A 15,284-nucleotide genomic window follows, 5' to 3' on the forward strand; every position below is an offset into this window, starting at 1 on the left:
GGTTTCACGCAGGCCCGAACCAACACCTGCGCCCCCATCAAGGAGCTTTCATGCATACATTTCGCCGCAGCGCCGCCCTCCTCGCCCTGACCGTCGGCAGCGTCGCCAGCCTTCCAGCCCTGGCCGCCGATGAGTTGCACTACAACCAGATTTCCCTGCGCGCCGAAGTCAGCCAGGAAGTCGCCCGCGACCTGATGATCGTGACCCTCTACACCGAAGAACAAAACACCGACCCGGCCAAACTCGCCGCCGACGTCAGCACCACCATGAACAAGGCGCTGGCCCAGGCCAAGCAAGTCAAAGACATCACCCTGCGCCAGGGCAGCCGCAACAGCTACCCGATCTACGACACCAAGGGCCAGAAAATCACCGGCTGGCGTGAACGCGCCGAACTGCGCCTGGAAAGCGCCGACTTCGCCGCCCTGTCCAAACTCACCGGCGAACTGCTGGGCGAACTGAAAATGGGTGGCATGGACTTCGCCATCGCCAACCCGACCCGCAAATCCAGCGAAGACGCGCTGCTCAAAGAAGCCGTCAGCGCCTTCAAGGCCCGTGCGCAACTGGCCACCGACGCCCTCGGCGGCAAGGGCTACAAAATCGTCAACCTGAACCTCAACGCTAACGGTTACCCACAACCGTACATGCGCGCGCCGATGATGATGAAAGCCGCCGGCATGGATTCGGCACCGGTAACGCCTGAGGTTGAAGCAGGTACTAGCCAGGTGAGCATGACCGCTGATGGCTCGATTGAAGTGCTGATGCAGTGATGTGATGTGGGCTGAATGAAAAACCGGCGATCAGACAATGATCGCCGGTTTTTTTGTGCCTGGGATTTGTGGTGAATGCTCCGCCGCCATCGCTGGCAAGCCAGCTCCCACAAGGTCATGCGTCGATTTCAAAATCAGCACAAAAACCTGTGGGAGCTGGCTTGCCAGCGATGAACGATAACGCGGTCTCAAGCCTGCGGATCAACCCGATCCAGCGCCCGGCTCACCGCCAGCTCGGCCAGCATGATGATCTGCTGAATACCGAGCACCGTATTACGATGCGTGCCGCCCAACTCGTTGGCAAAGTTGCTGGCTGCGGCGCTGGCGGACGCCAGTGATTCACAGGCGTGGGCGAGCAGGCTCTCGGTGTCGACGTTGGGACAGACCATGAACATCGTGCTGGGTTGGCGCGGTTTTCTGGTTTCGGGGATGAGGTAGAAATCGAGGGCGCGTTTGATGGCTTCGCGGTTTCGGGCGAGGTCTTCGGCGCGCAGGGCTTCTTCGAGTGGGGTTTCGAGGGGTGGGTCGGGGACCAATTTATCCATGGAGCATTTCCTTACGAATGACGCCATTCATTTCCGATCTCACTCGAGAAACGAGGTGGCAACTATGTACGGAGTGAGATTACCGGTAAGGAAACCAACCCGGCCGAACCGAAGTCCGCCCGTACATAGCCGCCATAAAGAACTGCCGACAGCATGAACTGGCGACGATTATGGAGCGGCTTTCGCAGGTTTCCAAATTCAATAACCGGGAATCTCACCTCCCGATCGCAGAGTCTTCTGCGACAACCCAAGCCTAGAGAGCGAGCGTCCGACGGACAACCTGAAAACCTTGTGGGAAGGTTCTGGTGATTTCACACGCGTCTAAACACAGCAAAGTAATCGGGTGACTGTGTGGGCCTCATCGCTGGCAAGCCAGCTCCCACAGAAAGCAAAAGCCAGATCAAAAGATCGCAGCCTGCGGCAGCTCCTACAGAGGGAGCAAGTACAACCCGCACGCGGCGAAGTCCGCACCACTCAACACAATGAGCGCAAGCTCGAGTACCGCTTTTGATCTTGATCCACGGGCGACGTCGGAAGGCTGAGTGGAGGGATTGATCCGGGGGTGGGAGCGCAGCGACCGTTTGGCGAAGCCAAACACAGCGAAAGGAGGTGCAGCGAAGCAAACCGGAGACGCTGCGCCCGGATCGATCCCGGAGCGAAGGAACCCCGAGTCCCAGCGAGCGGGCCGCACGTAGGAGCAAGCGTTTTTGGTTACTTTTGAGGCGTTTGTCAAAAGTGACCCGCCGTAAGGGCGGAACCCTAGGCCGCCGTTACCGCAGCAACGGATATACACACAAGTGCTAGATATGCCGAGATAGACGCTTCAGCAGGAAAAACGATATTTCCGCCAACACCCCCGCCCCAGCTACTCTTCCACGATTACCACCGCCGATTCCCCGGGGACCCCATGCCAAGATCCACCCTAAAACCGCTCTTGATCTCCCTCGCCCTAACAGCCATAGCCCCGATCGCCAACGCTGCCACAACCCTCGTTTATTGCTCCGAAGCCAGCCCCGCCGGCTTCGACCCCAGCCAATACACCAGCGGCACCGACTTCGACGCCTCCGCCGAAACCGTCTTCAACCGCCTCACCCAATTCCAGCGCGGCGGCACCGACATCGAACCGGGCCTGGCAACAAAATGGGACATCTCCAACGATGGCCTGCAATACACCTTCCACCTGCGCCAAAACGTAAAATTCCACACCACCGACTACTTCAAACCCACCCGCGACTTCAACGCCGACGACGTCCTGTTCACCTTCCAGCGCCTGCTCGACCCGCAAAACGCTTTCCGCAAGGCCTACCCCGCCGAATCCCCGTACTTCACCGACATGGGCCTGAACACCACGATCAAATCGGTCGAAAAACTCGACGGGCAAACCGTGCGCTTCAACCTCAACAACGTCGACGCCGCGTTCGTACAAAACCTCGCCATGAGTTTCGCCTCGGTGCAATCGGCCGAATACGCCGCTCAGTTGTTGAAGGAAGGCAAAGCCGCCGACCTCAATCAGAAACCGATCGGCACCGGACCGTTCGTGTTCAAGCGCTATCAAAAGGATTCACAAATCCGCTACACCGCTAACACGGCCTACTGGAAACCCGAGGATGTGAAGATCGACAACCTGATCTTCTCGATCACCCCGGACGCCGCCGTACGCCTGCAGAAACTCAAGACCGGCGAATGCCAGGTCAGCGGCTACCCGCGCCCGGCCGACATTGAAGTGATGGAAAAAGACCCGAACCTGCGCGTGCTGAAACAGGCCGGTTTCAACCTCGGTTTCCTCGCCTACAACACCACTCACCCGCCGCTGGATCAGCTCAAGGTGCGCCAGGCTCTGGACATGGCCATCGATAAACCGGCGATCATCAAAGCCGTTTATCAAAGCGCCGGCCAGTTGGCCCAGAACGCCTTGCCACCCGCGCAATGGTCATTCGACCCGAACATAAAAGACGCGCCGCACGACCCGGCAAAAGCCAGAGCGCTACTGAAAGAAGCAGGGGTTGCACCGGGTACAACCATCAACCTCTGGGCAATGACCGTGCAGCGCGCCTCGAACCCGAATGCGCGGATGTCGGCGCAGATGATTCAGCAGGATTGGGACAAGATCGGCATCAAGGCCAACATCGTCAGCTATGAATGGGGCGAATACATCAAACGCGCCAAAAATGGTGAACATGACGCGATGATCTATGGCTGGACCGGTGACAACGGCGACCCTGACAACTGGCTCGGCGTGCTGTACAGCTGCGCGGCAGTAAAGGGCAGCAACTACGCCAAATGGTGCGACCCGGCCTACGACAAACTGGTACAGCAGGCCAAGGTGTCCACCGACAAAACGCAACGGGTACAACTGTATCAACAGGCGCAACTGATCCTTAAACAACAAGTGCCGATTACCCCGATTGCCAACTCCACGGTGTTCCAGCCGCTGCGCAAGGAAGTCACCAACTTCCGTATCAGCCCGTTCGGTCTAACCCCTTTCTATGGAGTGGGTATAAATAAGTAACACCAAGCCCCAAGGCGGAGCGCACAACGTGACCAATGCACCGTTTTGGGGCTTGATTTGCACCGTAAAAACCATCCGCAAACGGTCAAATGCGTCAGAAGTTACACAGATGCGACATTAAGGTACGTTCGTGCCACCGTTTGAGGCCGCCGACCGCTCTGGATCTTGCATTGGGTATGGCGCCTGCATAAGTATCCGCAGGCACGACTCACGAGGTCGTACCTCAAATCAAAAAATGACAACAAATCATGAGGCCAACATGCTTAAACACGCGGTCATTCCGTTTTTAGTCGGCGCAGGCTTGTTAGCCTCCGCACCTTTCGCATCCGCTGCGACTAACCTGGTGTTCTGCTCCGAAGGGAGCCCGGCCGGTTTTGATCCAGGCCAGTACACCACCGGAACAGACTTCGACGCCTCTGCCGAAACCATGTTCAACCGCCTGACCCAGTTCGAGCGCGGCGGCACCGCCGTGATTCCTGGTCTGGCGACCAAGTGGGACATTTCCGATGATGGCCTGACTTACACCTTCCACCTGCGTGAAGGCGTCAAGTTCCACACCACCCCGTACTTCAAGCCGACCCGTGAGTTCAACGCCGACGACGTGCTGTTCACCTTTAATCGCATGATTAACAAGGATGACCCGTTCCGTAAGGCGTACCCGACCGAATTCCCGTACTTCACCGACATGGGGATGGACACCAATATCACCAAGATCGATAAAGTCGACGACCACACCGTCAAGTTCACCCTCAAGGAAGTTGATGCCGCGTTCATCCAGAACATGGCCATGAGCTTCGCCTCGGTGCAGTCCGCCGAGTACGCAGCCCAGCTGCTCAAGGATGGCAAGCCTGCCGACATCAACCAGAAGCCGATCGGCACTGGTCCGTTCGTGTTCAAGAGCTACCAGAAAGATTCCAACATCCGTTACACCGGCAACAAGGATTACTGGAAGCCTGAAGACGTGAAGATCGACAACCTGATCTTCGCCATCACCACCGACCCGTCGGTACGTATTCAGAAGCTGAAAAAGAACGAGTGCCAGATCACCCTGTTCCCACGTCCAGCCGACCTGAAAGCGCTGAAAGAAGACAAGTCGCTGAAGATGCCTGACCAGGCCGGTTTCAACCTGGGCTACATCGCTTACAACGTGATGGACAAGGTCAAAGGCAGCGACGAGAAAAACCCTCTGGCTGACCTGCGCGTTCGTCAGGCCCTGGACATGGCCGTCAACAAGCCGCAGATCATCGATTCGGTTTATCAGGGTGCGGGCCAACTGGCCGTCAACGCCATGCCGCCGACCCAGTGGTCTTACGACACCACCATCAAGGACGCCAAGTACGACCCTGAGAAAGCCAAGCAGCTGCTCAAGGAAGCCGGCGTCAAGGAAGGTACCGAAATCGTCCTGTGGGCGATGCCGGTTCAGCGTCCGTACAACCCGAACGCCAAGCTGATGGCTGAAATGCTCCAGTCCGACTGGGCCAAGATCGGCTTGAAAGTGAAGATCACCAGCTACGAATGGGGCGAGTACATCAAGCGTTCCAAAGGTGGTGAGAACCAGGCCATGATCATTGGCTGGAGCGGTGACAATGGTGATCCGGACAACTGGCTGAACGTGTTGTTTGGTTGCGACTCGCTTAGCGGCAACAACTTCTCCAAGTGGTGCGACAAGAAATTTGATGGCCTCGTCAAAGAAGCCAAGCGCACTACAGACCAGGGCAAGCGCACCGAACTGTACAAACAGGCGCAACACGTCCTCAAAGATGCAGTCCCAATGACACCTATCGCTCACTCGACGGTGTATCAACCCATGCGCGCCAACGTGCAGGACTTCAAGATCAGCCCATTCGGCCTGAACTCCTTCTACGGCGTCAGCGTCAGCAAGTAAAAAAGCAGCGGCGACGTTTTCAGCGTCGCCGCTGTTTTTCTGCCGATTAGTTAGGAATTTGCCTACAGCTGTTTCAACTCTGCTTTGTCAGGGAGATACAGGGCGTGTTGCCTTTTCCTACGAGTCTTTAGGACTCAACGCATTTACTGCCAGACCCACGGCTCCTACCGTCGGGTTCTGACCAGTGACTGCGTGGGCTAACGGTTTTGCTGTTCGTACTGGTTTGAGCTTGATGCAGCCACAACCTCCCTGGACGGGATCGCGGCGCATCGAAACAACACTAATAAAGAGGGAGCGTCATGCGCCATACCTTGGTTTTTTCCGCACTGCTGGGCGCCGGCCTGTTGGCCGCCACGTCTGCAAGCCACGCCGCCAGCAACAGTCTGGTGTTTTGCTCCGAAGGCAGCCCGGCCGGTTTTGATACTGCGCAATACACGACGGCCACCGATAACGACGCTGCAGAGCCGCTGTACAACCGCTTGGTAGAGTTCGAAAAAGGCGCGACCAATGTCGTACCGGGCTTGGCTACCCAGTGGGATATTTCCGAGGACGGCCTCAAGTACACCTTTCACCTGCGTGAAGGCGTGAAATTTCATACAACGCCTTACTTCAAACCAACCCGCGATTTCAACGCCGACGACGTGCTGTTTACGTTTAATCGCATGCTTGATGCGCAACAGCCATTCCGTAAGGCTTATCCGACCGAGTTCCCGTATTTCAACGGGATGAGCCTGAACAAGAACATTGCCAAGGTCGAAAAGACCGGGCCGCTGACCGTGGAGTTCACGCTCAACAGCGTCGACGCCGCGTTCATCCAGAACATCGCCATGAGTTTCGCCGCCATCCTGTCCGCCGAATACGCCGACAAGCTGATGGCCGAAGGCAAGCCGAGCGACATCAACCAGAAGCCGATCGGCACCGGGCCGTTCGTGTTCAAGAGCTATCAGAAAGACTCGAACATCCGCTACACCGGCAACCCGCACTACTGGGACCCGAGCCGGGTAAAACTGAAAAACCTGATCTTCGCGATCAACACCGACGCCTCGGTGCGCGTGCAAAAACTCAAGGCCGGCGAATGCCAGATCACCCTGCATCCGCGCCCGGCCGATGTTGAAGCACTGAAGTCCGACCCGAAGCTGCAACTGATCTCCAAGCCAGGTTTCAACCTCGGCTACATCGCCTATAACGTGCGCCACAAACCGTTCGACCAGCTCGAAGTGCGTCAGGCGCTGGACATGGCGGTGAATAAACAAGGGATTCTCAACGCTGTTTATCAAGGCGCCGGCCAACTGGCCGTCAACGCCATGCCACCGACGCAATGGTCCTACGACGACACCATCAAGGACGCCGCCTTCAACCCGGAAAAAGCTAAAGAACTGCTCAAGGCTGCCGGCGTGAAGGAAGGCACCGAGATCACCCTGTGGGCAATGCCGGTTCAACGTCCGTACAACCCGAACGCCAAGCTGATGGCCGAAATGCTTCAGGCCGACTGGGCCAAGATCGGTCTGAAAGTGAAAATCGTCAGCTATGAATGGGGCGAGTACATCAAACGCACCAAGAATGGCGAGCACGACGTCAGCCTGATCGGCTGGACCGGTGACAACGGTGATCCGGACAACTGGCTCGGCACGCTGTACAGCTGCGACGCCATCGGCGGCAACAACTACTCCATGTGGTGCAATCCGGCTTACGACAAGCTGATCAAGGAAGCCAAGGTCGTCACCGATCGCGACCAGCGCACCGTGCTCTATAAACAGGCTCAGCAGTTGCTTAAACAGCAAGTGCCGATCACGCCTGTCGCCCACTCGACGGTCAACCAGCCGCTAAGCACGCGGGTTGAAGGGTTCAAGGTGAGCCCTTTCGGCCGCAACGTGTTCTCGGGTGTCAGTATCGATTAACCCAACCGATTAGCCGCAACGCTGAGGGGGACTGTCTACCCCCTCACGCAAGCGCTTTGCCTAAATTCGCCAATAGGGCTTTTTGCAAACGTTTGCGATGTGTGAACGAGTTCTAAACCAATAACCGGCCAACCCAAAAAAGCCGGCATAAAAAGAAAGTAAAGGAGCTTCACCCATGAAACTGAGCAGCACCGCGATACTGGCCCTGGCCATCAGCAGCATCACCGCCGGAGCCCATGCTGAAAGCGTTAGTCAGGACTTCATCCCGACGCAACTGGCCAGCACCAGCGCCCAATCCGAAGCCAAAGGCTTCATCGATGGCCAAAGCCTGTCGGGTTCGACCCGTAACTGGTACGCCAACGAAGAGAAAAAGCGCGGCGGCACCTTCAACTACGAGCGTCATGGCGAAACCCTGACCGGCTCGCGCCGGATCAACTGGGTTCAGGGCACCATCCTGAACTACACCTCGGGCTTCACCCAAGGCACCGTGGGTTTCAGCACCGAAGTGGCGGCATACAACGCCATCGCACTGGATCGCAGCCGTGAGGACATCAAGGGCGGTTCCAACCGTACCCTCGCCCACTCCAACGGCGACGCTGTAGATCAGTGGAGCAAACTCGGCCTGGCCAACGTCAAGGCGCGTATCTCCAACACCACCCTGACCGCCGGCCGCATGAACTTCAGCAGCCCGATCGTCGACGTCATCGGCAACCGTCCGCTGCCTTCGAGCTTTGAAGGTGTGGCGATCCACAGTGAAGAATTCGACAACCTGTCGTTCGACCTCGCCACGTTCGACCGCGTGTCGCCACGTACCGAGCAGAGCCTGTCGAAATTCCGCACCGAATACAGCAACACCGGTGTTGAAACCGACCACGTCAACACTGCCGGCGTGAACTACCAGCCGCTCAAGAGCCTGAAAACCAGCCTCTACGCAACCCAGGCTGAAGACTTCTGGAACCAGTACTACTTCGGCGCCACTCACGAACTGGGCGACAGCTCGGTACTGAGCCTGACCACCGGCCTGAACTACTACAAGACCGTCGACGAAGGCAAAAGGTTGATGGGCCAGATCGACAACGACACCTACTCGCTGTCGTTCGGTCTGACTCACCAGGCGCACAGCCTGACCTTCTCGTATCAGGAAGTGAACGGTAACGAGTACTTCGACTACCTGCACGAAACCAACGGCATCTACCTGGCCAACTCCCTGCTGTCGGACTTCAACGGACCGAACGAGAAGTCCTTCCAGATCGCCTACGGCATCAACATGGCCGAGTACGGCATTCCTGGCCTGAAGTTCAACGCCTATAGCGCTCGCGGCTGGGGCATCGACGGTACTCACTACGTCGGTACCGCTTACGACGTGCGCAACATGGACGGCGAACACCATTACGAATACGGCGTCGGCTCCTCGTACGCCGTGCAAAGCGGCCCGCTCAAGGCCACCACTATTCGCGCGACCTATACCACCCACCGCGCCAGTGAAAACCAGTCTGACGGCAGCATCAACGAGTTCCGTCTCGTGACCACGATTCCATTCAACATCCTGTAAAAAACGCCAACCGACGGCTGACTCATGATGAGTCGGCCGTTCGGTTTTTTGTCTTCAACCGATTGCAGAGGGTTATCGATGAAAATGCTTCCCCTACGTGCGGCCGTCGCTGCCGCGTTGTTGAGCGCCGCCATCGGCGTCTCGGCCAAACCCTTGGTGGTCTGCACCGAAGCCAGTCCGGAAGGCTTCGACATGGTCCAGTACACAACTGCAGTCACTGCCGATGCGGTGGCCGAAACGATCTTCAACCGTCTGGTCGACTTCAAGCCTGGCACCACCGAATTGGTCCCGGCACTGGCCGACTCCTGGGAAATCAGCGATGACGGTCTGACGTACACGTTCCACCTGCGCAAAGGCGTCAAGTTCCACACCACCGAATACTTCAAGCCGACCCGTGACATGAATGCCGACGATGTGCTTTGGAGCTTCCAGCGTCAGCTGGACCCGAATCACCCTTGGCACAAACTGTCGAGCGTGGGCTTCCCGTACTTTGAAAGCATGGGCTTCAAGGAACTGCTCAAGAACGTGGAAAAGGTCGACGACTACACCGTCAAGTTCACCCTGACCCGCCGCGAAGCACCGTTCCTGGCCGACGTGGCCATGCCGTTCACCGCGATCTACTCCGCCGAGTACGCCGATCAGTTGCTCAAGGCCAACAAGACCGGCGACCTCAACAACAAGCCTGTCGGCACCGGCCCGTTCATCTTCCAGCGCTACGCCAAGGATGCGCAGGTTCGCTTCAAGGCCAACCCGGAATATTTCCGTGGCAAGCCGCCGGCCGACGCGTTGATCCTGGCAATCGCCACCGACAACAACGTGCGCCTGCAAAAGCTCAAAGCCAACGAGTGCCAGATCGCGCTGTATCCCAAACCTGATGACATCCCGAGCATCAAGAAAGACAGCAACCTGAAAGTTGATGAACTGAACGCGATGACCGTTTCGTACATCGCCATGAACACCCAGCACAAATACATGAGCGATGTGCGCGTGCGTAAGGCGATCGACATCGCCTTCGACAAAGCCGCTTACGTCAATGCGCTGTTCGGCAAGGGCAACGCGACCGTCGCGGTCAACCCGTACCCGGACACCCTGCTCGGCTACAACACCGAGCTGAAAAACCCGCCACGTGACCTCGACAAGGCTCGCGCCCTGCTCAAGGAAGCCGGGGTTCCGGAAGGCACCGTGTTTACCCTGTTTACCCGCAACGGCGGCGGCCCGACCAACCCGAACCCGATGCTGGGCGCGCAGATGATGCAGGCTGACCTGGCGAAAGTCGGGATCAAGATCGACATCCGCGTCATGGAATGGGGCGAAATGCTTAAACGCGCCAAGGCCGGCGAGCACGACATGGTCTCGGCCGGCTGGGCGGGCGACAACGGCGACCCGGATAACTTCCTGACGCCTATGCTCAGTTGCGAAGCCGCCAAGAACGGCGAAAACTACGCGCGCTGGTGCAACGAGAAATTCCAGGCACTGATCGACGAAGCACGGGCTAAAGTAGATCCGGCCGAACGCGCGAAGCTCTACGAACAGGCACAAGTGCTGTTTAATCAGGATCAACCGTGGATCAGCATGGCCCACACGCGGATGTTTACTGCAATGCGCAACAACGTAGAGGGCTATCACATCAGCCCCCTGACAACTAATAACTTCGCCACCACCCAGGTGAAGTAGATAAGAAACTCCCGGCCTCCCTGATCCCAGGGAAGCCGGGCACGCCTAACCGGCTGATGAGGTACCACACAAGATGTTTAGTTTTATTGCCCGCCGACTGGGGTTGTTGATCCCCACGTTTTTCGGCATCACCCTGCTGACTTTCGCGTTGATTCGCATGATTCCTGGCGACCCCGTGGAAGTGATGATGGGCGAACGTCGGGTCGACCCCGAAATGCACGCTCAGGCAATGGAACGCCTAGGTCTGAACAAACCGTTGTATGCCCAGTATCTGGACTACATCGGCAAACTGGCCCAAGGCGATCTCGGCGAATCCCTGCGCACCCGTGAGAGCGTATGGACCGAGTTCACCTCTCTCTTCCCGGCGACCCTGGAACTGTCCATGGCCGCCCTGCTGTTCGCCGGCATTCTGGGCCTTCTGGCCGGGGTGATCGCGGCACTCAAGCGAGGATCATTATTCGACCATGGGGTGATGGGCATCTCCCTCGCGGGTTATTCGATGCCGATCTTCTGGTGGGGTCTGATCCTGATCATGTTCTTCTCGGTAAGCCTGGGCTGGACGCCGGTATCCGGGCGGATCGACCTGCTCTACGACATCGAGCCACGCACCGGTTTCATGCTGATCGATACGCTGCTGGCCGATGACATGGGCGCATTCCTCGATGCCCTGCATCACCTGATCCTGCCGGCCATCGTGCTCGGCACCATCCCGCTGGCCGTTATCGCGCGGATGACCCGTTCGTCGATGCTCGAAGTACTGCGCGAAGACTACATCCGTACCGCCAAGGCCAAAGGCCTGTCGCCATCGCGTGTGGTATTCGTCCACGGTCTGCGCAACGCACTGATCCCGGTGCTGACGGTTGTTGGTCTGCAGGTCGGTACTCTGCTGGCCGGTGCGGTCCTGACCGAAACCATTTTCTCCTGGCCCGGCATTGGCAAATGGCTGATCGAAGCCATCGGCGCCCGGGACTATCCGGTCGTGCAAAACGGCATCCTGTTAATCGCCTGCCTGGTGATTCTGGTCAACTTCGTGGTGGACATCCTCTACGGCTTTGCCAACCCACGCATCCGTCATCAGCGCTGAGATCATGACCATGACCACTCCAGCTTCAACTCAAAATCAAGCGGTAGCAGTCGATCAAAGCCTGCTGTATCCGTCCCCGTACAAAGAATTCTGGCAAGCGTTTTCCAAGAACAAAGGTGCCGTTGCCGGCCTGATGTTCATGTTGCTGGTGATTTTCTGCGCGCTGTTCGCCCCTTGGGTGGCGCCGCATAACCCGAGTGAGCAATACCGTGACTTCCTGCTGACGCCACCGGTGTGGCTTGAAGGCGGGCAGATGCAATTTTTACTCGGCACCGATGAACTGGGCCGTGACCTGCTGTCGCGTCTGATCCAGGGTTCGCGCCTGTCGCTGCTGATCGGCTTGTCGTCGGTCGTGATGTCGCTGATCCCGGGGATTCTGCTCGGTCTGTTCGCCGGTTTCTTCCCGAAGATGATTGGCCCGACCATCATGCGTCTGATGGACATCATGCTGGCCCTGCCGTCCTTGCTGCTGGCTGTGGCGATTGTCGCCATCCTCGGCCCTGGCCTGATCAACACCGTGATCGCCATCGCTGTGGTGTCCCTGCCGTCGTATGTGCGTCTGACCCGCGCAGCGGTGATGGGCGAACTGAACCGCGACTACGTGACCGCCGCGCGCCTGGCCGGTGCCGGTCTGCCACGCCTGATGTTCATCACCGTGCTGCCCAACTGCATGGCGCCGCTGATCGTTCAGGCAACCTTGAGCTTCTCTTCGGCGATTCTCGATGCCGCGGCCCTGGGCTTCCTCGGTCTTGGCGTACAACCGCCAACCCCTGAGTGGGGCACCATGCTGGCCTCGGCCCGCGATTACATCGAACGCGCCTGGTGGGTGGTGAGCCTGCCTGGTTTGACCATTTTGCTCAGCGTGCTGGCAATCAACCTGATGGGCGACGGTCTGCGCGATGCGCTGGACCCGAAACTCAAGAATGCCGCCTGAGGAGATTCAAATGTCACTGTTGGAAATCAAGAATCTCAACGTTCGTTTCGGCGACAAGAACGCTGTGCCAGTGGTCGATGGCCTCGACATCAGCGTCGACAAGGGCGAAGTGCTGGCCATCGTGGGCGAGTCCGGTTCGGGCAAATCCGTGACCATGATGGCGCTGATGGGCCTGATCGAGCACCCGGGGATCGTCACCGCCGATGGGCTGAATTTCGATGGCAAGAACATGCTCAAGCTGAGCAACCGTCAACGTCGGCAGATCGTCGGTAAAGACCTGGCGATGGTCTTTCAGGACCCGATGACTGCGCTCAACCCGAGTTACACCGTCGGTTTCCAGATCGAAGAAGTGCTGCGCCTGCACCTGAAAATGTCCAGCAAGCAAGCCCGCAAACGCGCTATCGAACTGCTGGAAAAAGTTGAAATCCCGGGCGCGGCCAGTCGTATGGACGCCTACCCGCATCAACTGTCCGGCGGTATGAGCCAGCGCGTGGCAATCGCCATGGCGATTGCCGGCGAGCCGAAATTGCTGATCGCGGATGAACCGACCACTGCACTCGACGTGACGATTCAGGCGCAGATCATGGATCTGCTGCTGGCGTTGCAGAAAGAGCAGAACATGGGCCTGGTGCTGATCACTCACGACCTCGCCGTCGTCGCTGAAACCGCCCAACGTGTGTGCGTGATGTACGCCGGGCAGGCTGTTGAAGTCGGTCAGGTGCCGCAGCTGTTCGACATCCCGGCGCACCCGTACAGCGAAGCGCTGCTCAAGGCGATTCCGGAACACAGCCAGGGTGCCGACCGTCTGGCGACACTGCCGGGCATCGTTCCCGGCCGTTACGACCGTCCGCAAGGTTGCCTGTTGTCGCCGCGCTGCCCGTACGTGCAGGAAAGCTGCCGCGCGCAACGTCCGACCCTTGATCCGAAAAGCCACAGCCTCGCCCGCTGCTTCTACCCGCTGAACCAGGAGGTGGCGTAATGGCCGTCGTACTTACCGCCCGCGACCTGACCCGTCACTACGAAGTGTCCCGTGGCCTGTTCAAGGGCCACGCGACCGTGCGCGCGCTTAACGGCGTGTCATTCGAACTGGAAGCCGGCAAGACTCTCGCGGTTGTAGGCGAGTCGGGTTGCGGCAAATCCACTTTGGCGCGTGCCTTGACCCTGATTGAGGAGCCGTCATCCGGCTCGTTGAAAATCGCCGGCCAGGAAGTTGCCGGCGCCGACAAGGCCCAGCGCAAGCAACTGCGCAAAGACGTGCAGATGGTGTTCCAGAGCCCGTACGCCTCGTTGAACCCACGGCAGAAAGTCGGTGATCAACTGGCCGAACCGCTGTTGATCAACACCAACCTGTCCGCCGCCGAACGTCGCGAGAAAGTCCAGGCGATGATGAAGCAGGTCGGCTTGCGTCCAGAGCACTACCAGCGTTATCCGCACATGTTCTCCGGTGGCCAGCGACAGCGTATTGCGTTGGCCCGGGCGATGATGCTGCAACCGAAAGTGCTGGTCGCGGACGAACCGACCTCGGCGCTGGACGTGTCGATTCAGGCGCAGGTGTTGAACCTGTTCATGGACCTGCAGCAGGAGTTCAACACCGCTTACGTGTTCATCTCGCACAACCTCGCGGTGGTGCAACACGTGGCCGATGACGTGATGGTGATGTACCTCGGTCGCCCGGTGGAAATGGGCCCGAAGAACGACATCTACGAACGCCCTCTGCACCCGTACACCCAAGCGCTGCTGTCGGCGACCCCGACCATTCACCCGGACCCGAACAAGCCGAAAATCAAAATCGTCGGCGAACTGCCCAACCCGCTGAACCCGCCACCAGGCTGCGCTTTCCACAAGCGCTGCCCGTACGCGACCGAGCGTTGCAGCACGGAAGAGCCGGCATTGCGCTTGCTCGACAATCGGCAGGTGGCTTGCCACTACGCCGAGCAGTTCCTTGACGGTGCGGCGTAAGCATTTGCGCGAAACATGCAAAACCCTGTGGGAGCGGGCTTGCCCGCGATGACGTCGTGTCAGTCACCTGATTTGTCGACTGACACACCGCAATCGCGGGCAAGCCCGCTCCCACAGGGGATGTATTGATTCAGCGATAGCGTACCGAGCAAACCCCTTCTACCTCGACGACTCATCAGTCGAGGCAGACGGGGTTTTTCTTTGCCTGCAATCTACGTCTGGCTGTCGCCTTCATCCGGATCATCAGAGTCCGGCTCGTCAGTCATCGAGTCATCATCAGCAGTTCCACCCTGCCCCTGATCACCCGGCTCGGCCTCGGACTTGGCGAGCATCAGCCCGCTATGCCCCACCTGCCCGTTGAAGGCCTGGGAATCATGATCCTCGCACTCGGCCCAGGCCGTCGCGGTGCCGAGGGACAGCAGGACCATCACTTTCAACAGCAATAAAACACGCAGCAACCTGTTTTTCATGATCGAT

12 protein-coding genes are annotated in these 15,284 nt (G+C 58.4%); 10 read left to right on the forward strand and 2 right to left on the reverse strand.

The annotated features are described in order from the left end of the window. Window positions 1-50 precede the first annotated feature (50 nt). The gene (locus IEQ42_RS04055) at window positions 51-767 is read left to right on the forward strand and encodes an SIMPL domain-containing protein (RefSeq protein ID WP_210702624.1); all 717 of its coding nucleotides are present in this window, start codon (window positions 51-53) and stop codon (window positions 765-767) included. A gap of 188 nt (window positions 768-955) precedes the next feature. Here IEQ42_RS04055 and IEQ42_RS04060 read toward each other — a convergent pair whose 3' ends face one another. Beyond that, complete coding sequence (locus IEQ42_RS04060) at window positions 956-1,312, reverse strand: DUF6124 family protein (RefSeq protein ID WP_210702625.1); 357 nt, start codon at window positions 1,310-1,312, stop codon at window positions 956-958. Between the two features lie 907 nt (window positions 1,313-2,219). Between IEQ42_RS04060 and IEQ42_RS04065 the strand changes: the two genes are divergently transcribed. The 9 genes from IEQ42_RS04065 to IEQ42_RS04105 all read left to right on the forward strand — a co-directional run bounded on the left by IEQ42_RS04065 (window position 2,220) and on the right by IEQ42_RS04105 (window position 14,807). Beyond that, the gene (locus IEQ42_RS04065; RefSeq protein WP_210702626.1) at window positions 2,220-3,821 is read left to right on the forward strand and encodes an ABC transporter substrate-binding protein; all 1,602 of its coding nucleotides are present in this window, start codon (window positions 2,220-2,222) and stop codon (window positions 3,819-3,821) included. 259 nt (window positions 3,822-4,080) lie between these two features. After that, a complete protein-coding gene (locus tag IEQ42_RS04070) occupies window positions 4,081-5,706 on the forward strand; it encodes an ABC transporter substrate-binding protein (protein ID WP_210702627.1) in 1,626 nt (541 codons plus the stop codon). Between the two features lie 299 nt (window positions 5,707-6,005). Further along, on the forward strand, window positions 6,006-7,604 hold the full coding sequence (locus tag IEQ42_RS04075) for an ABC transporter substrate-binding protein (protein WP_210702628.1): 1,599 nt from the start codon (window positions 6,006-6,008) through the stop codon (window positions 7,602-7,604). 175 nt (window positions 7,605-7,779) lie between these two features. Beyond that, window positions 7,780-9,156 carry an OprD family porin gene (locus IEQ42_RS04080; protein WP_210702629.1) on the forward strand — a complete coding sequence of 459 codons (1,377 nt, stop codon included), beginning with the start codon at window positions 7,780-7,782 and terminating at the stop codon, window positions 9,154-9,156. Between the two features lie 78 nt (window positions 9,157-9,234). Further along, window positions 9,235-10,830, forward strand: coding sequence for an ABC transporter substrate-binding protein (locus tag IEQ42_RS04085; RefSeq protein WP_210702630.1), 1,596 nt, complete (start codon window positions 9,235-9,237; stop codon window positions 10,828-10,830). Between the two features lie 73 nt (window positions 10,831-10,903). Then, a complete protein-coding gene (locus IEQ42_RS04090; protein WP_042557626.1) occupies window positions 10,904-11,914 on the forward strand; it encodes an ABC transporter permease subunit in 1,011 nt (336 codons plus the stop codon). Between the two features lie 4 nt (window positions 11,915-11,918). After that, window positions 11,919-12,848, forward strand: a complete 930-nt coding sequence (locus tag IEQ42_RS04095) for an ABC transporter permease subunit (protein ID WP_395593387.1) — start codon at window positions 11,919-11,921, stop codon at window positions 12,846-12,848. A 10-nt stretch (window positions 12,849-12,858) separates the two neighbouring features. Then, window positions 12,859-13,827, forward strand: a complete 969-nt coding sequence (locus IEQ42_RS04100) for an ABC transporter ATP-binding protein (protein ID WP_210702632.1) — start codon at window positions 12,859-12,861, stop codon at window positions 13,825-13,827. Further along, window positions 13,827-14,807 (forward strand): peptide ABC transporter ATP-binding protein, encoded by a 981-nt coding sequence (locus tag IEQ42_RS04105; protein ID WP_042557623.1) that lies wholly within the window; start codon window positions 13,827-13,829, stop codon window positions 14,805-14,807. Before IEQ42_RS04100 ends, IEQ42_RS04105 begins: the two co-directional genes overlap by 1 nt. A gap of 212 nt (window positions 14,808-15,019) precedes the next feature. On the opposite strand, the gene IEQ42_RS04110 is transcribed toward IEQ42_RS04105, so the two are convergent. Further along, window positions 15,020-15,277 carry a hypothetical protein gene (locus IEQ42_RS04110; protein ID WP_210702633.1) on the reverse strand — a complete coding sequence of 86 codons (258 nt, stop codon included), beginning with the start codon at window positions 15,275-15,277 and terminating at the stop codon, window positions 15,020-15,022. Window positions 15,278-15,284 lie beyond the last annotated feature (7 nt).

This window comes from Pseudomonas iridis (genome assembly GCF_017980685.1).
In the GTDB taxonomy this organism is placed as follows: domain Bacteria; phylum Pseudomonadota; class Gammaproteobacteria; order Pseudomonadales; family Pseudomonadaceae; genus Aquipseudomonas; species Aquipseudomonas iridis.